We start from the raw sequence: 22,876 nt of genomic DNA, 5'->3' as shown, positions 1-22,876 counted from the left end.
GCGATTGGCGCTATCACTTGATAGACGGCCGATTCCGCTCCCATTTTCCCTCCCCGCCGCTTCCCACCATGACCCAGGCGCCCGACCGAGAACCGACCGACGGCGAATTGCTGACCGCCGTTTTGTCTGGTCAGCGAGAAAAGTTCGCCGAGATCGTCCGGCGCTATCAATCGCCGCTGCTCCGCCTGGCGATGAGCCGACTGGGACGCCAGCAGGAAGCGGAGGACGCCGTTCAGCAGACGTTCTTGAACGCCTTCCGTTGGCTTGATACGTACGACTCGCGGTATAGCTTCCGGACCTGGCTCTGGACGATCCTGATCAACAACTGCAATCGGCTCCATCAACGGACCGCACGGCGGGCCGAGAACGAAATGGGAGATCTGCCGGCGATCGCCTACCAGGCCGATGACGCGGCGGCCGATCCGTTGGCCGCGATGATTACGGCCGAGCGGCGTGAGCATGTCCGCCAACTGCTGACCGAACTGACGCCGTCCCAGGCCGAGGCGGTTCGCCTTCGCTTTTTTGGCCAGATGAAGTTTCAAGAGATTGCTGATTCGCTGGGATGCAGCCTGCCGGCCGCCAAGGCCCGAGTTCGTAAGGGAATGATTCGTTTGACCGAGCTTCTGTCGGCCGAGGCGATTGACGCCGGCCCGGTTGGAGAGCACTTCCATGATTAGTCGTTCCGATTCCATTCGCCTGGCGACTTGCGATGAGGTTTTTGAGATCCTCACTCGCGCCCCGTTTCCAACTGGTGACGCCGGCACGGACAACGCCGTCGAGCGTCATCTGTGCTGTTGCCATGATTGCCGCACTTTGGCCGAAGCCCTCCGTCCGGCGACCAGCGAACTGGCCGAAACCTTGCCGGAAGAAGCGAGCCGCTTGCCGCAGGTCGACGGCGATTTTTGGCGCACCGCCGAAGCTGGCTGGACCAATCCGCCGATCCGTCCGTCGCAGGCACAAGCTCCCTGGCTCAACATCGCCGTTCCCGTGGCGGCAGTCCTTGTCGCGCTGCTAGTTGTCGCAACCTTTTGGGGCTCGCACGCTCCGGCTGCTCCCGGCGGCGCCGGTCGCTCGTTGGCCGATGTGAAACTGGAAGCCGAACGCTATCTGGCGAATCTTTCGCTCCCGGCGGTCTGCCAGCCGCGCAAGTCCGCGCGGCCTTCGGAGGGAATCGTGCAAGTCGCCGCGACGCTGGAAGGCCCGTCGCTCGCCCATCTGACCTGCTGCAGCGAGTGCCACCATCACAGCCGCGATCCGCAAGCGAAACCGGCCGCGTCAACTCCGACCGCCATCGCCGCAGTGACCAATAGCTGTCTCGCGTGTCACGCGCAGTAACCTGCAAATCGCAGCGAATCTTCCCACTAGCCCGCAGCGCAAGCGAGGGGATGTGCGCGGCTATTCAACGACGCTTGGTCTTGGCTTCTTCTTTTGGAAGCAATTAGAAGTGCAGCACTGCCATTAAATTTGCGCACGCATTCCCTCGCTTGCCAGCTTTTTGCGCCAGTCGCGATAAGGTATTGCGCAAAAAGAAGTTGGCGTTCATGTTAGTCTCTTTCAAATACCACTAAGAACGAGACCGAGCATGGAACGCCAACTCTGGAGATCGATTCTCGCTGCGTTTCGCGAGATTGGCAAGCCGCGGTTTGATCCGCGCAGCACGTTTACCGTCATCGAGGTCGTGCGGGTTTGGTTCTGGGCGGTGATTCATGACCGCCCGATTAGTTGGGCCTGCGAACGCGAGAACTGGCCGATTCATGAGCGACGTCAACGGTTGCCGTCGAACGCGACGATGTCGCGTCGCATGCGTTCGCATGACGTCCGTTCGTTTCTCAAAGAGGTTGAAGATCGCGTGCTGAGATCTACGTCGACCGCGTGTCGAACCTGGTTTATCGACGGCAAGCCCCTCGCGATCAGCGGCTGCTCGAAAGACAAGCAAGCGACGTACGGTCGAGCGACCGGCGGTAAAGCGAAAGGCTACAAACTGCACTTAATCTTCGGAAAAGACGGCACGATCGGCGACTGGAGAATGGCGTCGATGAAGGACGACGAACGGGAGATCGCTCGCCGAATACTGCGTACCACAACCATCCAAGGACGTCTGGTCGCGGACGGCAACTACGACTCGAATAAGCTGTTCGACATCTGCGACGAGCGGGGCGACATTGAACTGATCGCCCCGCGTCGTTACGGACCAGGCAAAGGGTTCGGGCATCGTCCGCAAACGGCCGGCCGACTGCGTTCGAAGGAAATTCTGGAAGACTCGGATCCGCGAATCGCGCAACAGATCCTGGACGAACGCGTGGCGATCGAACGCTTCTTCGGCAACTTAACGAATTGGGGCGGCGGGCTCGCATGCCTACCGGCCTGGGCCAGAACCTACCGCCGCGTCCGCCGCTGGGTCCAAGCCAAACTGATCCTCAACGGCCTCAAACGGCGAAAACCGCAAGCGACTTAGAGCGACTCGTGCAAAAAGCTGTTGCGCTGCGGGCTAGTTTTCGCCGATGCTGCTACAGCAAATCGGCCGTTTGCTGGGCTCGGGTCTGATCGGCGTTTCGGGTCGGGCGGCCGTTCTTCCACCAATGCGTCAGCCGTAGCATCTGGCTTTTCGGCTCAAACGACGGGTAATGGGTCACGCGGCCAATCGGGGCGAGTCGCGTCAGCCAACTCCGCTTGGCGTGAATCGATCCGGCGCCCAGGTCGATCAAACGATCGCGGCGGTTGCAGCTATCTTCGATCGTCAACGCGGTCGCCACCGTGCCGATCCCCAGTTCGTGGATCTCCGGCATGCTGCCGCGGCGCAGTCCATAAACGTCGCCGCAGCGATGATAGTTGTAAAGAAACGCCGCTGGTCGACCATCCACGTAGATCAGGCAGAGATCGAGCATCCCCAGTTCGGCCGCGGCCTTATGCGTTTCCCGAAAGAAGCCGCTCACGTCGGGCTGCGAAAGGGTGTTGCCGGTATGGGCCGATCCTTGCCAGCTGGACAATGCGATGTGATACGCCTGACCGAAGAGATCCCAACGGGGATCACCGTCGCCAGCCGCGAGACCGGCAGGTCGGTAGCGGACCATTTCCATCCGCCCCTGACGCCGAATCCGCCGCGTCTTGCGACGAATCTCGCTCCGAAACTTCGGACTGCGCGTCCCCAGGTATTTTTCCCAACTCTCCGGCAGATCAATCAGCGACGTTTCGTTCCAAACGCCGCGATGCGGGGCGAGTCCGCCGCTCGACATGGCGCCATACGAATGATCTTCTTCGATGTCGTCGATCGGCACCCAGCGGAGATCGAACAGATCCCAATCGCGGGGAGTCTCCCGCAGATGGCGGCATGCGGCGCCAAGGACCTTGTGTCGATCGACGCCCAGCGGTCCGTAGTAGCTTCCCCATTCCGAGAGCGGATAGGTCAACACGCGAACGTTCCCCAACCGAGTCGACTCAACGACGACCGTCAGCGGAACGATGCCGATAATCTGCTCCGCTTCCAGGACCACCAGAACGCGCAGATGTTGATCGCGGCCAAAATGCCGCCAGTAAATTCGAAGCCAATCCAGCGTTTGGAAGAAGCTCGCGTACGGAGTCTCGAGCCATAACTTCCGCCAGTTGGCGCGTATCGTCGCCAAGGCTTCGATTTCGTTTATTTCAACAACGCGGAGCATAGATCTGCGAATAGGCGAGAACGGGCTGTAGCTATTAATAACCTACGCTCGTTTTCGTCCTGGATACGGACTGCCGCGATAGGAATCGGTCGTTTTCGTTCCTTCCAACCCGACTAATCGCGCCGGTCCGCGTATCGCGCATAACCTGCGCTGACTCCCCGCTACAGAGCGACCGCCGCTGGAAGGACAAGAAATGCAAAAGACGCCTCGAATCGATGCGTCTCTTGCGGATATTTCGTTTTGCGAACGGGCGTTAACCGGCCAGCCGAGCGATCGGCGACGCGGTTTCGGCTTCGACCGGTTGCTGGAACCGATATTGCATCAGGTAAGCGTCTTCGGTCGTGTCTTCGTAAAAATCTCGTAGGACCGAGATCGCCCGGAAACCTTCTTTGCGGAAGAAGAGCTGGGCGTCGAGGTTCGTCTCGCGAACTTCCAACAAGATCTGCGACCGGCGATGCGGCGACAATTTGCTGGCCAGCTTGGCGACCATCTGCGAGCCGATCGCCAGGCGACGGCAGGCCGGATCGACCGCAAAGTTCATCACGTGCAGACGCGTGCGATGAAGCTGATAAATCATGAAGCCGACGATGCGCTCGTCATGCTCGGCCACCATGCCGATGCAGTTGCGCTGGCGAAGGCATTGAATGAAGTCGTCTTCCCCCCAGGGAAACTCGAAACTGGCGCGTTCAATCTGCAACACTTCCGCCATGTCGCGGCGGATCATCCATCGAATGTGAACCGGCAGTTCTCGTAGTCCAGAGAGAATCATTCCGGCCTCCTTCCATGTTAGCCAGCAGAATCAGAAGATGATGTCGTTCATCCCGAAATCAAATTGGAGCAGGTACGGTAACAAATCGGATTCAATCCGCCAAGATGAAGTATCGGCCGCCGGAAAAGTACAACGTTGCGAAATTCCCCGCAAACGGACGCTAGCGTCGAGATTTGCTGACGCTACGTTCAAGTTTCCCCAGAAAAGACCTTCCGGAATCGTTCCCTCCATTCCGCGCCAGACGTAGCGGAGAGGCGGCCAGCACAAAGACCGCCGCAATGATCCAGCCGACAAACGCAGGCTGCAGAAACAGCCCCCACGCGATTCCTGCGGCCGCTCCCAAGGCGTGCGGCCAACGCGACATCCAAGCGGCCGACAATTCGAGCCATTCCGGCTGACGCCAAATCAGGGTGAGTAGCAACAGCGACGCTAGCAAACCGCCGATGAGCAACAACGGCCGCCGCCAATCGAAATCCCACGTCGCCGGTTTCCGGCTCAGACGCACTGCGTCCGCTTTACCGTACAACACGTCGCTCCAAACTTCGGGAGTTGACTGCGGCTCGATCCCGGCCTTGGCGACCTCCGACTGCAACAGGGTCAGCTCATCGCCAGAGGTGATCTCACTGAAATGTCGCTGCGGGTCAAAGTGTTCTCCTTGAACTTCCATGAGCAACGCGGCCAGTGCGTGCCAGGCGTTATCGGCTTCCTGCAAACGCCGTTTTTTCCAAGCGGCGATCTCGACTGCCGAAGCGTCGCTGTCACGAATCCCCCGCTTCCAGCGGCGCCAGGCCTCGGTGAAGCGATCGGTACGCCACTCAACGACGGTGAGCGGATCAAAATCGCATTGCAGTGGGTGCTGGCTCTCGATTCGCCAAATCGGGGTCGGCGTCGTCGTACGCGAGTCGAACGTAATCACGTCGAGATCGCGAGCCCCAGGCGTCGCCGCCGGGTAAACGTATGAAACGACAAGCTTTTGCGTTAGCGAACGGGACAACAGCGGGACCGTCACCGCTCCCTCAGCGTCCGATTCAGCGGCGACCACCTTCCCTTCGATCGACGTCGCCAGGAGCTTCGCTCCGGCAGGCAGTCGAAACGTAAAGAAGTCGCTCCCTTCCGGAGAAAGATAAATCGACGTCGTCGTCAGGTAATTCGGTTCGGCCGCCACCTTCACATCGTGCTGCAACGCCACGACGCGCGGCGTCTCTTCGGTCGGCAATAGTCCGGCGACGCGGCACTCATAACTGCCAGAGAGCGACTGATAGACCTGGCTTCCAGCCGGGACGTGCATCGCGAACCAACTGTCCGGAAACGCGACCGATTGCAGTTCACGCGTCCCCCACACGATTTGCTGCGAGTTAAACGAACGGGGGACCGCGACATATTGCGGCGGGTATTGGCCCAACAGGCGAACCGGCCGAATCACCAAGTCGCCGATGTTCGGCGTCTCGACGTCGGCGATCAGACTCAGCTGAAATTCATCCGGCAGGGGACGCAGCGGACGCAACTGCCAGATGACGCCTGCGGCGCCAAGCGGCCGCTGCGTGACGTCGAATCCGATCAGCGAACTCGTTTTCAGCTGGTAATTGGCTGGAGCGAGAAACTCGATCAGATCGGGGACGGTTCGTTTCAGTCGTAGGCGACAGTCGACTCGCACCGTCCAGCCGTCTTCGCCTCCCTTGGCGGAGAGCAGCATCTCTCCCCCGAGCTCAACATTGTTGCGCTGGACGGTTAACTGCATGACCCCTTTGGGGTCCAGCACGCGAAAACTGCCGAACGACTGCCCCTGCCCTGATTCCAACGGCGGCGCCGCTTCGCTGGCCGCAGTGTCAAACATCGCCGGGCCGATCTCCGGCAATCGCCGCAGACGAACGTCCGGGTCGTGGGAGATATGCAAATAGGAAGAATCGATCTGAGCGTCGATGACGCGCGGCACCTTCACCTTTAGCGCGGCCGCCAGATCAGTGGCGAAATGCCCTTGGATGCGAATTTCGGCCAGCGCCCGCAGCGGCGAGGCGAAAAAGAGCGACAACCGAGAGGTCGGCTCGTCATATTGCCAGACGACATTACGAACCACGCCGTCCGAGATAAACGAGACGTCATCGACCTTCCAGCCAGGCGTCATTTCGAGCGCCAACGACGAAACCTCGCCTGCGAGCGTTTCGATCTGCAAGTCGAGCCGATAGTCGGACGTGAGCGAGCCGACATGAACGTACTCGTTGGCCGTGATGAACAGCTTCGACGGAACCGGCGTCACATCGACGATAGCCGGAGTGGTCGATTCGTTGCTCAGATCAAATGCGCGGCGTAGGCCGTCGATCGGCACGGGCCACGCATCGATAAACTCAGGGGTAGTCACGGTCGCCAAGCTGCTGGCATCTTTTCTCCAGACCGCCTCAACGCTAGTCGGCGCCGCAATCGCGGCCCAGCGCTGCGTCGTTTCGGCGTCGGTAACGGAGACGTTCGGAAGGTCGAACGCGCCTATGCCGTTCGATTGGTCAAGCGTAAACGAAAGTTCCAGCGCCACCGGCTCGGCGACCGGCGGCTCAAACGTCGCCATCAGTTCATTTCCCGCGACTTCGATCGAAACGCCGGGGGTTTTGACTTCGTTCCAACGCAAGCGGGGATCGAATTGAACGCGACAAGTTCTTATTTCGCCGCTGATCGGCGTCAGCTGCAGACGGCTGATCAGCGTTGGCGACGGTTGCCCCAATTGCAGCAGATCGACTTGGCGCGCATGGAATCGACCGTCGTTCGAATCGGCGTTGGGCGCCCAACCGATCTTGCGGACCGCTCCGAGCGGAATACTGGTGAAGGTCGAAAGGGACTCAAACGGCAGCGGCTTGCCATCGGCGAGAATCTCGGCGATCGGCTTGCTGGCGATCGACTCATAACGCAATTCGGCGTTCAAGCAAGGAGGCGTCTCCCACGACACGGTCCGATCAGCCGGAAGCTGGGCGACGATCTTCACGCGATGATCGCCAGCGTCGTCAAACATGACGCTCAACTCTTTTTTCTCGGCGAGATCGATCATCGACAGCGGGATCTCGTCGACCAGGACCGATTGCACTCCGGCGAGGAAATCAGCGCTCAGCGGAAATGCGAAAGTCGTCCCATTCACCGTCGAACTGATATCGAATAGCCCAGCGACGCTGAACGTATCGGGCATGTTCGCTGTGGGAGGGGAAATCCGCCACGACGCCGCCGTCACGTCGACCGGAAGCGGCGTATAGATCGGACTCTTGGAAGCGGTAAACAGGTAATCGTAGAGCGGCTGCGGCAAGTAGACGTCGCCAGTCGGTTTCTTATCGGCGTCAATCGGGATCCAAATTGGATAGGCGACCGGCTTCGCTTCGGCGGCGGCTGGTTGCTGCGCGAAGAGCGAACCGCTCGGCAACAGCACGGCCAGCACGAACAACATCCCAGCGGCAGAGCGGGCATTCCGTGAGTCGCTGGCTTCGACCTCGTGCCACGAAGTCGCGAACCAGCGGACGATGCAGCCAGCGATCAATCCTTGCAAAATTCCGGCGGTGATCGGCGCCAGCGTCGTTGGCAGCACGATCGCCGCAAAGGCGACGCCTAGGGCCGCGATCAACAAACCGACCCGCCACCGTGGAACCAGCCAACCGGTCAAGAATGAGATTCCCAAGAGTGCATAACCCAACGAAACGATCTGCTGCGGATCAACCGCCCAGATCGACGACGTCGAACCTGCCAACTCCATCGAATGACGCTCTGCGCCGTTGCCGGAGCGAGCGTAGAGACCATGCAAAAACATGCTTCGCAGGTGAGCCGAAAGCGATTTATTCCAAGTGTAGAACGTCAGCTGCGACGTCACGGCCTGCGACGTCGATTGCAAAATGGCGAAGCTGGTCGTTGGCCGCCGCAACACGAACGGGCGAAACAGCGGAAAGCTGGGAGCGGTCGATTCGTAACGGATCGAGCAAACTTGCGGACGAGCTCCTCCTTGCACTTTCACGGCGAACAGGCCCTCTCCGAGCGACGTCTCGACGACCGGATGACCATCGAGCTTCACCGCCAACAAGCGGCAGCCGGTGGGAAAGCCAAACTGCAATTCGCCGGCGCTCGCGGCGATCAAACGGAAGTCGGCGTCGACCAGCACCGAATCGCGCCGCAGATCGAATCGATATTCGGCCAGCTCCGCATAGGGCGCCAAGTCGAGCGGCTTGGCGTCGATCTTGACGACGGGGCCCCCTCCCAACTCGTCGCTGACGCGCGAGACGTCGACGCCGCGATACCGGAACTCGCGATTCTGCAAATGGTCTTCGCTCGGCGATTTGTTGTCGTAGATCGGCGACAGCGGAAACGCTTCGCCGACCGTTAATCGCCAGGAACGAGGGGCGGCGATATCAAGCTGATTGGTCTGCGTCGCCACTTGCGGCGTCGCGAGCAAAATAGGCGTCGCACCGTCGGAAATTGGTCGCGTGATATCGGTCGTCAAGGTCGCAGGCAAGCGAGTCCCGGGAGGCAACCGCAACTCGTACGCCGCCAACTTCGACGTGGCGGCGCCCTTGTTCACTAGCGGCGTGCAGACGACGTCCCCTCCGTCGCTGAGTCGCCATTTCGTCAACTCCTTGGCCGCTTCGGTCGCATGCAACAGAATCGGTTCGTTGAAATCTCCAGCGCCGCCGATCTCGATTTGAATTCGCTCCTTCATATCCTCATCGCGCAGCAGCACGTCGCAATGAATCGCGACTTTGTAGCCGACGCGCTTCGGCACGGCCAGGACGACCGGATCTCCGTAACGGGGCGAACGTGATGCGAACAGGAGCGAACTAGGGGGCGTTTCGCCTGGCAGCAGTAGTTTCGTCCCTTCAGAAAGCGAAGCGGGATCGATCAGCAATTCAGCCGATTCGGGCGAAGGACGAAGTTCGATCGTCTCATCCGCGGAAACGCGAATCCAGTCGGCCTGGATTTCACCGTCAAGCTGCATCGGCTTCAATTTGCGAGTATCGTATCCGACTTCCGATTCGCGACGAGGACGCGAAAACCGAGCGTTAATCGTCACCGCCTGCGAAGGGGAGATCGGCTCTTTCAAACGCACAATCAACTTGCCGTCGTCATCGACATACCAGCGATCGAGCATCGCCTTGGCCGCCGGTTCGGTCGTCAACGAGTCGACGTTCCAACCGCCGAGCAGCCCAAACTCGAGGTCAAGCGTTTCTCCCTCCGCCAAGGAAACGGTCGCGGTGGTATTGGCGGTGATTTTCGTCGGTCCGATTTTGACCGAGTTTCCGACCAGGAAGTGCAAGTGAGGTTCAACTCGCGTCAGGGCGAATTCAATCGACGAGGAAGGAGTGAACAAGACGAACTGGGCCGTCTGTTCCTGTTCGTTTTGCGGATCAAAACCGACCTGCTTCGCCTGCCGAGCGTCCAGAGTCGTGATTCGCCAATCGTCCCCAGGCGCGATGGTCACCTCGCCTTCTTGCCACATCGCCGCATCGACCGACAACAAAGGCGCCTTCAGTCGCGTAGGAGAACTTTCGACCGGAACGACGCCGGTGAACTCAAACTCCGACAGACGCTGGTCGTTGTCAGGCAAACGAATGGTGAGTCGGCGTTTTCCCCCTTCATTCGGCGGCGATTGCTCCCAGGCGACCGGTTGCGGTCGTCGCTGCGAGTCGAACAGATGGACGCCGGTCAAGATAAGCCGCGCATCGCTCCAGAGTTCAAACTTCCGCAGCGGCTCGGCGGTCGAGACGCAAATAAAACGAGTCGCGACCGAGATGCTCGCAGCCCCCACGTCATATCTGGCGTGCTGCGCGACATGGACCGGCGACGCGCTGTTGGAGTCGCGACGATCGACAATGCGGAACTTGATCTGCCCCAGCGCGTCGGGCAGCAACAACCACTCGCTCGGCTTTTCTTCATCCTCGGAAACGACTTCCTGTACGATGCCGACATCGGCTTGCACTTGTTGATCAGCGCCCATCTGAAGCCGCAAGCTCGACGAACCGGCCGGGGGCAAGCGGAGCGAAAACTCTCCCGACTCGGACGAGACCGCTCGCCAGCGAAATTTTGGATCGGCTTGCGTCGCCCAGATGCCGACCTCGCCGTCGCTGAGGCCGGGACGACTGATCGTCGTTTGATTGGATATCGACATCGGCGCGAGCGTTTCGAGCGGCGAGAACTCGAGATTCGTCCCCTGAAACGAAACGAACTGCTGCGTCTGCCCAAAGTCCTCGTTGGCGAGCGACAATTCAAACGTCGCTTCCCCTTCGAGCATCGTTTCGGTGACGCGGCCGACCAATTCCGTCCGACGAATGCGGGCGACGTCGCTCGGACCGCCACGCGATTCATGAATCGCTTTCACGGCGTTTTCAAAATCGCTGAGCCGAATCACCGGGGCGTAGATAAACCCGTTGCGCGGCCAGAGCTTTTCCTGTCCGACCGGCACGTAAAGACGGCGGTACTCGATCGCAGGAACGGCATCATCGCCCCAAGCGAAGGAGCCCAAACTCGCCGTGAACGACAGCGCAAAGATGATTAGCGCGAATGGCCGCATCGGTTACGCCTCCGCCGACGACGACTTCAGCAATGCGGATCCGGCCTGGGTCGAAACCGGTTCGGGCGGCTCCGGCGGCAAGGCGCGCACTTGCGATTCGGAACCGGCGCGACGCACCACCGTGCGTGACGGCCGACGCGTTCCGAGCGCGAAATAGAGGACGATCGAAAACAAGCTGCAGGCCAGACCGACTGCCGCCATGCCGCCGATCAGTACCGCATGATGCGGGTAGAAAATCGCCATCGCCGCAGCAGCAGCGACCAACACGCCGACCACCGACGCACGCCGCATCTGAGGCAAGTAGAAGAGCCCCAGTCCCAGCGTCAACGTGATCCCGCCAAATGCAGCCATTAAGGTTCGCCGCCGGACGAACCACGGCTCGATCGCTTTCGGAGCGCCGATCGAACTGTAGAGATATTGGCTCATGCCCGGGGGGAACTCTCTTTGATTGCTGGCGCCGGCCCAGCTTTCCAGCCGATCCTGATGGATCCGCTCCACCGGCATGTAGCTTCCTCCGGTCCACTCCCAGTTCATTTCTTCCGTCAGCCCCGGCGCCGAAAGACAGAACCAGTCGCTCGGACAGGCGAGCTGATAGTAGACCGGCTCCAGGAAGACCGCTTCTTCCAAAACGGGAGGCTCCAGCGGCTGGCCGCTTTCCAGACCCTTGTCTTCGATCTCGTACCAAACTTCCAGCGTGTCCATCGCCGTCGTATGCGACAGTTCCGACGGATCAATCTGCAGCGTGATGCGACCATCCTCGTTGGCGACTTGCCGCGACTTCCAATTCGTTTCGTACGTTTCCACTCCCGCGGGAAGCTGAAGCGTCAGCGTCGGCTGACGCGTCTGCAACAGGAAACAAGCCCGCGTCCGTCGATGGTCTGACGTCAACGCATCCTGGATCCAGCACCGTTTGACGCGTGTCCGCAAATCGCCGACTCCGCCTGGTCGTTTTGAGAACTCGAGGGTGACGGCAGTTGGCGCAGCGTTTTCGCTGGTCGCGACCGATTCCAATTGCAGCAACACGTTGGGACTGTCGCTGCGAACTTCGGCCCAGGCTGGATCAGGCGCAACGACGTTGATCCCCGAGTGTGACGAAATCGTCAGTTCGGTAGGACGCACGACCATTTTGACCGGGCCCGACGACGACGGTTCCGTCGCGAGCCAAACCAGCGGAATGGTCGTGATCATCGGCGCCATTTCGCCGGAACTGGCCAGCGCGGCGCCGGGCGAACTCACCTTGTACTCGATGGTCAGTTCCGCTTCGGACGGTTGCCCCAAGACGTCAATGCGTAGAGCCGATTCCGTTCCGTCCGGCGGCGACTGCAGTTGAGCGTACCCAACCTCTTCGCCATCCAACCGGATCACCAGATCGGCCAGTGCCGAACGGGGCGCGCCATGCAGCAACAGATTGCCGATGCCGCCGTAAAACGCATTGATCTTAAACGTCTGCACCACCTGGCAACGCGAATCGAGCGGCGTCGTTTCGAGCGACTGCAGCGGCGGTTCGATATCGATCGCCGCCCGCGGCACAACGAACAACTGCTGGTCGATCTTCTCCAGCGCTAACCGGAGCGACTGCATTTGCTCGGTCGGATTCATCCGCAGGTAAAGCTTCTGCGAGCCGACGTTTTCGTCCTGAGCCAGCACGTCCAATTGGTAAGGGGAATCGGCGGTGAAGTCCGGATCAACTTTCAAATTGGGAGCGGTCAGGATCGTGATCGAAGCGGCCGTAGGTCGCGCGATCTGCGGACGGATCATCGGCAGTGAGGCGATCCCCTTTTCGTCGGCCTTCAAGGGAAACGTAGCCGTGAGGGAGACGCGCGCCAACCGCGCCGCGGAGTTGGTGCGGTCCATTTCTGCGGTCAGCAGCGGCACGATCCACTCGTCGCCGACCGTTTCGACCTGCGCCCAATCGACGTCGCTCTCTTTGAACTTCACGACGCTTTGCCAACCGTTCAGATCAAACCGGATCGGCTCGCTGTACGACTTGGGGACCGAGAAAATGAAATCGGCGTCGACTTGGGCGACCGACTCATTGATCACCAATTGATAATTGGCGCTGGTCGCCTGCAGCGTCGGCTGATTCGTGGTCGCTTTGATCTCAAGTTCGGCCGGTTGCGCGGCGTAAGAAAATGCGGCTCGCTCTTCCTGCCCTTCGGCAACCGCTTCACGGCGATAGTTTCGCATGCTCCAGTTGGCGATCACATTTTCGCTGTAGTTCAGCCGGAGATGTCCTTCCTGCTCTTTCGCCTGCCAGACGTCGAACAGTCCCGCGGTAATCCGATTCTCCTTTGCGTCGGCGATCCCGGCCTGACGGGTCTTCAACTCGATCTCGCGCGTCTGGGCCTTGTTCGCGTTGTTCGCCACAAATTCGACGCGGATGTAGCGTTGTTCGAGCCCTTCCCCTTGCGGCAGAAAAACTTCGCGCAGTTGATAGTCGACCGTTTGCGAAGGAGGAAACCAATCGGCGTCGTCGGCGATCCGAATATCGAACGAATCGATCGGCACGCCGTTGAGGGACGTCACTTGCAGATTGGCGGTGGTCTTCATCTGCAAATCGTCTTCGATCGTCGCCTCGATATCGCCAACGACGCGTAGAATCGGCGCGTCGTCCTGCATCGCACGGCGATTGGGACCCCAGTTCATTTGCAGCGTGCTGCCGCCAGACGTTTCGACCGTGACGATCGTCCCCTCGTCGGTCTTTTCGGTGGAAGTGACGATGGCGCTGCCGGTCGCCGTACCAAGGGCGTTACTGGTCGCCGTTGCAAGCACGTCCGGCGGAAGCGTCAGCTTCATTTGGAACTGCACCGCCGACGACACGTTCAAAGTAAAACGAACGTCATCGCCGTTCGTTTCGGTACGAACCGCGGCTTTCACGCGGACTTGGACCAAATGGGACTCTTCTTCTGAATCGTTCCGCATCCAGAGGACGTATTTGCCGGTGCTTGGATCGGGTTCGCTGTAACAACGCGAATCGTCCGACATGGTCGGCGACTCGTGGATCGCGGCCCCCGCCAATCCGAGCGAAGCCTTAATCCACCCCTTCTCAAGCAGCTCGAAGTGATAGGTCAGATCGAGTTCGACGTAGCCGTTTTTCGCTTCGCCGGTGACGTCGACCAGTTTCAGCAAGTATTTGGGGGGACTGTTAGCTCCCGTCTTCGTCCGGATTTCGTCGAACCACTTTCGATATTCCTCATACGACGCCTCGGGAACGAACTGATACTCGCCGTTGGCTTGTCGGAGATAAAAGAGGGTCGAACCATTGTCTTCGACCGTGGCCCGAGCGGCGCCGGGCGCGGGCGTCGTCTGCGCGGCGGCGATACCCGCATACAGCAAGCACGCTATGGCTGCAATCATTGCGGCCAGCTTGGCGCAGGTCGGCCTAGCGGGTGTTCGAAGCATGGACGTTCGAAATTCTACGAAAAGCGAGGAGATCACTTCGGCGTCAAGACAAGCGAGGATAAGACGCCTCTTTAAATTTATTCAGAACCGCCCCGCATGGCCCCACTAATTTCGCTAGGTAAGCGAAACGTTAAAGAAACCCCTGACGACTAGCTAGATTATAGCAGTTGGGGCGTTAAGGGCGATCTTCCGGTACAACCAGACCGAGAAAAAAGAGCTGGCAGCTCCCCCTTCCTAAGAGGGAACTCAGCCAAGCGGATTACCGGTCCGCGCAGCACAAAGCGACGACCGTTCGGCCGCCGCTTTCGGCAATTTGCATTGGTTTGTTTGGAAAGGCAATTCGGCGAACGAATTACTTCTTGCGGTGACGAATCTTCGCACGCATGCGACGCTTCTTACGACCGATTTTCCGCCGACCTTTTCCCGTTTTCTTCGTTCCCACGAACTTCTCCGGACGTTTCAGGGCCGCTTAAGGCCCCGCTTCAAAACTTAGTGCTGAGTGGAAGGAGGATAGGATATCAAACATCCCGCCCCCTTTTCAACCACCTACACGCACTTACCAGGGAGAAGTCTCGTCCAAAGCACGTTCCAGCAGGGCGATTACCGCCGCTGGATCATACGGTTTTTGCAGGAAAAAGCGGGCTCCATGGCGACGAGCCGAACGCACAATGTCGGCCTGATCCATGCCGCTAATCAAGATAATCGGCAACTGATGGGTCGATTGAGCGTCGGAGAGCTCTTCGCAAATGTCCAGTCCGCTAGCGTCGGGCAGATCGATGTCCAAGAGCACGGCCGAGATCGGCTCGCTCGCGGCGTATCGCCGACATTCGTCGCCAAGTCCGGTGTCGAGCGTCTCGAACCCGTTCTTGCGCAAGATTAGCGTCAGCAACTCTCGCTGCGACCAATCGTCGTCGCAAATCAGAACTCGTCCCCGCGCTGCGCCGAATTCAGAAATCGGATCGAGTTGCGGGTTGCTCTCCATAATCATTGTTCTGCCTCCGTAATGCCACTTCCACGCCGCTAAACGCTACCCCATTCGCGTTTGCTGTCAAAAAGAAACAGTTGCGAAAAAGAAACATCCTGGGCTCGTCGCGCCGTAAATACGCCGTAATCGCTCCGATCGCTACAAACCAAACTGGAATGAGGGGTATTTTCGCTGTAACCTGAAGAGAAAACGTTCGCAGCCGTCGCAATTTATCTCAGCCCCGGAAGTAAACATGCGCGCACTCCTCCTGACTTTCATCGTCGCCGTAACGCTAACGTTCTCTGGCATTTCCCCTGCCCTGGCGGATGACGCCCCACGAATCAACGAGTTGGTCCGCAGCGCCGCCGATCTGGCCAAGTCGGCCAAAGGGGAAGAAGAATATGGCGCTATCATCAACATCTGCAGCGAAGCGGAAACGCTCGATTTGCCGAGCGAACACGAACAATACTTCGCGCAACTGAACGCCTGGGCGCACAACAAACGCGGTGAAGCGATCGCCGAAAAAGGCGCCGCCACAACCGATACGGAAGAGGCGGCGAAGCTCGATGCGGCCGCCCTTGCCGACTTCGACGCGGCCGTCAAACTGCAACCGAAGATGTCCTCCGCCGTCCACAATCGCGGCGTCAGCCTGGCCGCCGCCGGAAAGAGCGAAGAGGCGCTCCAGGACTTTACCCTGGCGATCGAACTGAATCCGAAGTACGCCAATTCCTGGTTCAACCGGGGCGAACTCCACTATCAGGCCGGGAGGATGCAACAAGCGATCTCCGACTACAGCCGCGCCATTCAGCTGAAACCGACCGACTCCGGGGCGTTCAACAGCCGCGGAAACGCCCAGTACCTGGCTGAGAATTATCAGGCCGCCCTCGCCGACTTCGGCCAGGCGATCCGCGTTTCGCCAAAAGATCCCTTGGGATACGCCAATCGGGCCGACGCCTACAGCGATCTAGGCTATTGGGACCGCGCCCTGCGAGATTACCGCATGGCGCTTCAGCTAGATCCCCAAATGGCCCGCGTTAAACAGGGAATGGCTTGGGTGATGGCTACGTGTCCACAAGCCAATCTCCGCGACGCGGAGCAAGCCCTGCAATTGTCGGCCGAAGCGGCGGCCCAGCTCGACGCGCCAGACGCACGGTACTTGGACACCGTGGCCGCCGCCCAGGCGAACTTCGGGCAATTTGACGAGGCGGTCAAAACGGCGGAACAAGCGAAAGCGATCGCCACCGAGCCGCACGCCAAGCAGATTGACGCACGGATCAAACTCTACAGTTCCAAGCAGCCGTTTCGCGAACCTTCTCGGTAATTCCCGCTTCTGAGTAAAAAGTAAATGAATTTTGTCTACCCGGATGGAAGATTCTTGGCTAGACTTTGCGGACGAGACGGGGATAATGGGAAGATGGATGCCATTGACCATCACTGTCTATAAATGACAGTGACTTCCCTGGCTAAAGCCGTAGCTCTGAAGCACTTACGATTTTGCGAGACGCGATTCCTATGTTTTCCTTGGTGGAAACTCGACTGCCCAAACGCCGTCCGATCACGGTCGGTCCAGGAATTCGCGCCTAGCCCGGCGTTCGACGTGCGCTGCCAACGGACGGCACAAGTGACCTAGTCCGTTTCGCCCAATCCATTAAGATTGTCTCGCGCAGGTCTCTCGCTACGGCTCCGTCCCTTGGGACTTCTCTCCCCCGACCTGCGTCGGATCCCACAGATTTCAGAGCGCTCGCGCTTCCGTTGTTTTCCTTTAACCTCGACCTTTTTTGAACTCTTTTACTATGAACCTCGCCAAACTGCGAAACATCGGCATTTCCGCTCATATCGACTCTGGAAAAACGACCCTTAGTGAGCGCATTCTGTTCTACAGCGGTCGTATTCATAAGATCGAAGACGTCCGCGGCGGCGGCGACGGTGCGACCATGGACCACATGGAGCTCGAAAAAGAGCGCGGCATTACGATTACCAGCGCCGCGACCAGCGTCGAATGGAAAGGTCACCCGATCAACTTGATCGACACTCCTGGCCACGTCGACTTTACGGTCGAAGTGGAACGCAGCCTCCGCGTGCTCGACGGCGCCGTGTTGGTGCTTTGCTCGGTCGGCGGCGTGCAGGCCCAATCGTTGACGGTCGATCGCCAGATGAAGCGCTACAAGGTTCCGCGTCTGGCGTTCATCAACAAGATGGACCGCACTGGCGCCAACCCAGACAAAGTCATCCAGCAGATGCGCGACAAGCTGGGCGTCGACGCCATCGCGTTCCAGATTCCGATCGGATTGGAAGACAAGCTGGAAGGCGTGGTCGACCTGGTCGAAATGAAGGCGATCTACAACGAAGGCGCCCAGGGCGAAATCGTCAAAGAAGCTGAAATTCCGGCCAATCTGCTCGAAAAGGCGAAAGCCGCTCGTCAGCACATGCTCGAATCGCTCTCGCTCTACAGTGATGAGTTGATGGAAATGTTGCTGGCCGAGGAAGAACCGTCGACCGAATTGATTCACAAAGTGACCCACGATGCGGTCATTGGCCTGAACATCACCCCGGTCTTCATGGGCTCGGCCTATAAGAACAAGTGCGTGCAGCCGCTGTTGGACGCGGTGACTCGTTACCTGCCCTCGCCGTTGGAAATTGAATACAAGGCGAAGGACGTCACCGATCCGACCAAGTTGATCCCGCTCACTTGCGACAACGACGCGCCGTTCGTCGGCATGGCGTTCAAGATCGTGGAAGATCCGTACGGTCAGTTGACCTTCATGCGGATTTACCAGGGCAAGATCGAAAAGGGCAAAGGCTACGTCAATCAGCGTACCGGCAAAAACGATCGCTTCTCGCGTATCGTGCGGATGCACTCCGACAAGCGTGAAGAAATCGATTTCGCCACCGCTGGCGACATCGTCGCCGTGATGGGCATCGACTGCGCGTCAGGCGATACCTACGCTTCGGAACGAAACTACTGCTCGCTGGAAAGCATCTTTGTGCCGACTCCGGTGATCAAGATTTCGGTCGCGCCGAAGAGCCGCGACGACAGCGACAAATTGGGCAAGGCCCTGCAACGTTTCCGCAAGGAAGACCCGACGTTCCACGTCTTTACCGACGAAGAAACGAAGGAAACCCTGATCGCGGGCATGGGCGAATTGCACCTCGAAGTTTATGTCGAACGCATTCGCCGCGAGTACAAAGTGGAAGTCGTCACCGGTCCGCCGAAGGTTTCGTACCGCGAAGCCCCGACCAAGGCCGTTGAGTTCAACTACAAGCACAAGAAGCAAACCGGCGGTTCTGGCCAGTACGGCCATATCGTCGGCGTCATGGAGCCGATGGAAGATGGCGGCGACGGCTTTGTGTTTGAAGACAAGGTCTCGCAAGGACGTATTCCGAAGGAATACATCCCGGCGGTCCAGAAGGGCTTCGAAGACGTGCTGGCGAAGGGCCCGGTCGCCGAATTCCCGGTGGTCGGCCTGAAGGTGATCCTGCAAGACGGTTCGTACCACGACGTCGACTCGTCGGAAATGGCCTTCCGCATTTGTGCTCAGGGCTGCTTCCGCGAGAACTTCATGAAGATGAAGCCGACCTTGCTCGAGCCGATCATGAAGGTCGAAATCGAAGTGCCGGAACAATACCAAGGTCCCGTTACCGGCGACGCGATCGCCAAACGCGGCATGGTGACCAGCACCGACTCGAACGGCGAAACTTCGGTCATCACGGCCGAAATCCCGCTCTCCTGCATGTTCGGTTACTCGACGGTACTGCGCAGCATGACGCAAGGCCAGGGTACCTTCAGCATGGAATTCGATAGCTACAAGCCGACGCCGTCGAACATTCAGGAAGAAGTCGTCGCCGAACGCAAACGTGAAAAAGAAGCCAACGCGAAGTAAGCTTCGCCTATAGGCTTTCGTAATACGAGAAGCCCCGCTCGCCTAGTGCGAGCGGGGCTTTTTCTTTTCGAATCCGCAGTTCGCCCGATTGCTCGCGACGCCGCCCAATATCGATTACGCTACTAGCAAGTGCCAGTCGACCCACAGATACTTTCAGGCGGATCCACCAGCGTGGCGACCATTTGCAGCAATTGCGGAGAAGAGCTGATCGGCGCCGTCAATCGTTGCTGGCGGTGCGGTCGCGAGTTTGAGATCGACTCCCTCTCGGACGTTCCGCCCGTTCGCCGGATGCGGATTTTGCCGGAGTACCTCCACGCTCGTCCCACCACGTCAGAGGCGGCGAAACCAGCCGACACCTTGGCCGATGTCGCAATCGCCGCAACGGCGCAAGAAGACGTCGTCACCGCGGAACTGGTCGAGAAACCGGCGGCCGCGCCGCTCCGACTCGATTCCCCGTTTCAGATCGATTCTGTGCCGACGACGGAGCGGATCATTCCCTGGACCGCAATCGCCCTTAGCGTCGGCGGTCTGGGCGCACTCCTCTCCCTCGTTTCAATCGTCGGGGTACCGCTGGTCCTGGTCTCGATCGGCATCATTATCTGGCGAGCCGGGTCGATTCCGGCGCGGCATGCCTGGCTCTTGCTGCTGATCGCAATCTTGATGCTCTTGATTGGTTCGTTTCGCGTCAGCATCGCGATGCATGACCATTTCTTCGGTCGTCCCCTTTTTCCCTCACTGATCCCTTAGCGTTTTTTCGGAAACGATCGCCCCGTGACGGAAGCCACGCCCAGCAAACAAACGCTCCGCCAGACTTATTTAGCAGCCCGCAATGCGCTGAGCGATCGCCCCCACCGCAGCCAACAAATTTTGCAGCGTCTCTGGGACTGGGAGCCGTTTCTGCACGCCGAGACGATCCTCTGCTACGTCGCCGCTCGTAGTGAAGTCGATACGCGGCCGCTGCTCCCAGAGCTGCTGACGACCGGAAAACGGCTGATCATCCCCTACTGCATCGACGACCAGCAGCTGGGCCTTTTCCACCTGACTGACTTGTCCGAAACGGAGCTAGGCCGCTTCGGCATCCTAGAACCGCGGGCTGAACTTCGAGATTCGCACGCGTTATCGCCCGAAGTTGTCGACTTGGCGATCCTCCCTGGCGTCGCCTTCGACGCATCAGGCAACCGACTCGGGCACGGCAAGGGCTACTTTGATCGCCTGCTCGCGCAGCTCGGGCCAGAGACGAAGAAATGCGCCTTAGCGTTTGAATGTCAGATCGCAGCGGAGATTCCGACCGAAGCGCACGACTTGCCGATCGATACGCTGATTACCGAAGATCGCCTGATCGACTGCCGCCGCTCGCCCTAGCGAATGACGTACTGATCACGCAGATTGTTGCCGATCAAACCGGCATGGCTTGCGTCTTCGGTCGAGAAATAGAGCGCTTTCCCTTGCCACAACCGCTCCAAGGATTCGCGCGGCCAGATCTCGATTCCGATGCTCGGATTCGGATCGGCGATTAAGACCTGGCTTTCGTTGATCACGCCCAGGCAGATAACCGAATGCATCGTGCCCGGAGTCCAGCCTTCCTCGGCTTCAATCCCGTGAGCGTTGCCGATCGCTTCCCACTGCTGAATGCCGACCTGAATCAGAACCGGCCGATCAAGCTTCGCTAACTGCTCAAAGCTGATCTTATCGGCGTTCACCTGCAGATCGGTTCCGGCCGTCTTCAGCTTCAAACCGCGGTAGATCCCCTTCCAGGAAGTTCCCTTCCGTGTGAAGCAGAGTTCGGCCATCTCCTGCTCCGAAGCAGGCAAACCATACTGCCCTAGCAGCGTCGCCGCACATGCAGCCGAACAGGTTTTTTGCGTCGTTTGAAAGCAAATCCCATCGGCGCTCCAGAGATCGCCGCACTGCGGCGCGGCGCCAAGCACCAGGTAAACCGCCGAAAACCCGCCGACGCAAAGCATCGCCCCCATCGGCAGCGCCCGTCGTGCACCCTGGTCTTTCAGGCGATTCGAGACGACCGCCGCCATCGCAGCGGCACCGATGGGAAACCAGTTCCCTAGCACCATGAGCGAGGAAAACGGCAGCCATTTCGACATGACTTCGTTGTCCCATAGGAACCAGGCATAGCCGGTAATGGCCAGCACAACCACCGCTGCAGAAATGTCGAGAACGACCGGCGACCAGTTTCTAGAGATCGACCGCACAGCGAAGAACGCTGTTAACGAAAGGCAGGCAACTATCGCGTATGCGATGTACATGTCCGTCACGGCATCGTCTCCTGTCAGAATCGGCAATCCTTGCCAACACAGCAACTTGCTACGGCAAATTCGTCGACGTGTGAATTCGAGATGAGCGGTTTTTGAAGATATCGTTAATTATAGGCAATCGCAATCTAAATTAGTCAAACTTGGTCATAAGATGCGGTAATTTCGGGCGGCTGCCCTATTAGCAATCGCGATCCTGCGACAAAACTAGGCAGTCAGAGGTATTACGCAACTGGTTAAGAATGTGTTGCGATTCGCGTGCCAAGAGAGGGTCGATTTCTGGAGGGGCACGCTAGCAGAACAGGGGCATGAAGCGTCGCAAACCCCTTTTCACTAATAGGTTGCAACTAGCATCAGCCAGCTGCGATGCAAACAGACGTCCTATTTGACGCTCGACATCTGAGCGTCGATCCACTCCTCGAGCGCCTTCCAGTCGACCGGCGGCAGATCAGAGAGATCGGGACGAAGCCGAACTGCCTGCTTGATGTAGACGTGTCGGATTTCCTTTTGACACTTGTCCGTGTTCCAGTGAAGCATGATCCGAATACACATCGGCAGCGAACCAGGCACGCTGATTTCGTAAGTACAAATCAGCGGAACGTCCATCCAGCCGAGCTGGCGGGCGGCCAAAGCAGGGAACTCGGCGTTCAGATCGCTGGTGACCGTAAAGATGACGCTGCCGACATCTCTTCCTTCGATGCCGTTCTGGCGAATCATAAGGGCTAATAGTTCACGCGTCGCGCGCAAGATTTCGTCACGGTCATTGTGATCGACGGTGGTGGCGCCGCGAACGCCTCGGCAGGCAATCGACATAGGAATACGCTTCAACAAAAAGATGATCGGAACAAGGGTCAAGCATACTCCTGAATTGAGGCGCATGAAAGCCGCAAGACGGTCAAGTAAAACGATCGAAAATAGGACGCTCGCGAAAAATTCCGAACGCGAAAGGCCCGTATTTCTAAGGGTTTACGACACGTTTTCACGAAATCTTCCCGAAATGGCTCTGGGCCCGTTGACGCCCGTCGCCAATCCGATAGGATAGACCGTCTCACTTGAAGGCAATGGCCCTGACAGTGAGAAAAACAAAACCGAGAGACAACGTTTCTCGGAGCTTGATCTTTGACAATTTGGTTGTGACCTCTGTTGAGTTCGGCGTGAGACTGTGCTTCGCAGAACTGTCCTTCGGGACGGCTTTGTAGAAGCTAATCACAATGAACTTGAATTTGAATTGTTTTGCAAAGAGCAGTTCAAACCATTTAATTTTGCTACATAGCGAAAGGCTTCGGCCGATCGTTCAAGCATATAACAATTGAAGGGTTTGATTCTGGCTCAGAATGAACGTTGGCGGCATGGATTAGGCATGCAAGTCGCGCGATATCTTGGGAGCTTGCTCCTGAGTGAAAGCGGCGAAAGG

The 22,876-nt window shown here is 58.7% G+C and carries 14 protein-coding genes and 1 rRNA gene; 8 read left to right on the top strand and 7 right to left on the bottom strand.

What is annotated here, in order from left to right:
- Positions 1-68: 68 nt before the first annotated feature.
- From LOC68_RS11250 to LOC68_RS11240, 3 genes are all read left to right on the top strand, one after another.
- The gene (locus LOC68_RS11250) at positions 69-677 is read left to right on the top strand and encodes an RNA polymerase sigma factor (RefSeq protein WP_230218550.1); all 609 of its coding nucleotides are present in this window, start codon (positions 69-71) and stop codon (positions 675-677) included.
- Positions 670-1,335, top strand: a complete 666-nt coding sequence (locus LOC68_RS11245; protein WP_230218549.1) for a hypothetical protein — start codon at positions 670-672, stop codon at positions 1,333-1,335. Before LOC68_RS11250 ends, LOC68_RS11245 begins: the two co-directional genes overlap by 8 nt.
- A 247-nt stretch (positions 1,336-1,582) precedes the next feature.
- Positions 1,583-2,455, top strand: coding sequence for a transposase (locus LOC68_RS11240; protein WP_230218548.1), 873 nt, complete (start codon positions 1,583-1,585; stop codon positions 2,453-2,455).
- Between the two features lie 52 nt (positions 2,456-2,507).
- Here the strand turns inward: LOC68_RS11240 and LOC68_RS11235 are convergent, their stop codons facing one another.
- The 5 genes from LOC68_RS11235 to LOC68_RS11215 all read right to left on the bottom strand — a co-directional run bounded on the left by LOC68_RS11235 (position 2,508) and on the right by LOC68_RS11215 (position 15,338).
- Positions 2,508-3,620, bottom strand: a complete 1,113-nt coding sequence (locus LOC68_RS11235) for a GNAT family N-acetyltransferase (protein ID WP_230218546.1) — start codon at positions 3,618-3,620, stop codon at positions 2,508-2,510.
- Positions 3,621-3,909: 289 nt separating this feature from the next.
- Positions 3,910-4,425, bottom strand: a complete 516-nt coding sequence (gene rimI / locus LOC68_RS11230; protein WP_230218544.1) for a ribosomal protein S18-alanine N-acetyltransferase — start codon at positions 4,423-4,425, stop codon at positions 3,910-3,912.
- 160 nt (positions 4,426-4,585) lie between these two features.
- Positions 4,586-10,948, bottom strand: coding sequence for a hypothetical protein (locus LOC68_RS11225; protein ID WP_230218542.1), 6,363 nt, complete (start codon positions 10,946-10,948; stop codon positions 4,586-4,588).
- A gap of 3 nt (positions 10,949-10,951) precedes the next feature.
- Positions 10,952-14,305 (bottom strand): hypothetical protein, encoded by a 3,354-nt coding sequence (locus LOC68_RS11220; protein ID WP_230218540.1) that lies wholly within the window; start codon positions 14,303-14,305, stop codon positions 10,952-10,954.
- A 601-nt stretch (positions 14,306-14,906) separates the two neighbouring features.
- A complete protein-coding gene (locus LOC68_RS11215; protein WP_230218538.1) occupies positions 14,907-15,338 on the bottom strand; it encodes a response regulator in 432 nt (143 codons plus the stop codon).
- Positions 15,339-15,567: 229 nt separating this feature from the next.
- On the opposite strand from LOC68_RS11215, the gene LOC68_RS11210 reads away from it, so the two are divergent.
- The 4 genes from LOC68_RS11210 (at position 15,568) to LOC68_RS11195 (ending at position 20,557) form a co-directional block, all read left to right on the top strand.
- A complete protein-coding gene (locus tag LOC68_RS11210; RefSeq protein ID WP_230218537.1) occupies positions 15,568-16,635 on the top strand; it encodes a tetratricopeptide repeat protein in 1,068 nt (355 codons plus the stop codon).
- Positions 16,636-17,107: 472 nt separating this feature from the next.
- The gene (gene fusA / locus LOC68_RS11205; RefSeq protein ID WP_230218536.1) at positions 17,108-19,195 is read left to right on the top strand and encodes an elongation factor G; all 2,088 of its coding nucleotides are present in this window, start codon (positions 17,108-17,110) and stop codon (positions 19,193-19,195) included.
- A 171-nt stretch (positions 19,196-19,366) separates the two neighbouring features.
- Entirely contained in the window at positions 19,367-19,942 is a 576-nt protein-coding gene (locus tag LOC68_RS11200) for a hypothetical protein (RefSeq protein ID WP_230218535.1), read from the top strand.
- 24 nt (positions 19,943-19,966) lie between these two features.
- Entirely contained in the window at positions 19,967-20,557 is a 591-nt protein-coding gene (locus LOC68_RS11195; protein WP_230218534.1) for a 5-formyltetrahydrofolate cyclo-ligase, read from the top strand.
- Here the strand turns inward: LOC68_RS11195 and LOC68_RS11190 are convergent.
- Together LOC68_RS11190 and aroH are read right to left on the bottom strand one after the other, a co-directional pair.
- Positions 20,554-21,402 (bottom strand): cysteine peptidase family C39 domain-containing protein, encoded by an 849-nt coding sequence (locus tag LOC68_RS11190; RefSeq protein WP_230218533.1) that lies wholly within the window; start codon positions 21,400-21,402, stop codon positions 20,554-20,556. The genes LOC68_RS11195 and LOC68_RS11190 overlap by 4 nt on opposite strands.
- Positions 21,403-21,843: 441 nt before the next feature.
- Complete coding sequence (gene aroH / locus LOC68_RS11185; RefSeq protein WP_230218532.1) at positions 21,844-22,275, bottom strand: chorismate mutase; 432 nt, start codon at positions 22,273-22,275, stop codon at positions 21,844-21,846.
- 493 nt (positions 22,276-22,768) lie between these two features.
- Between aroH and LOC68_RS11180 the strand changes: the two genes are divergently transcribed.
- Positions 22,769-22,876: ribosomal RNA gene (locus tag LOC68_RS11180) — 16S ribosomal RNA — on the top strand; the annotation flags it as partial.

This window comes from Blastopirellula sediminis (genome assembly GCF_020966755.1).
GTDB lineage: Bacteria > Planctomycetota > Planctomycetia > Pirellulales > Pirellulaceae > Blastopirellula > Blastopirellula sediminis.
Note: the sequence above shows the minus strand (reverse complement) of the source record. Positions and strands in the feature narration are given on the sequence as shown.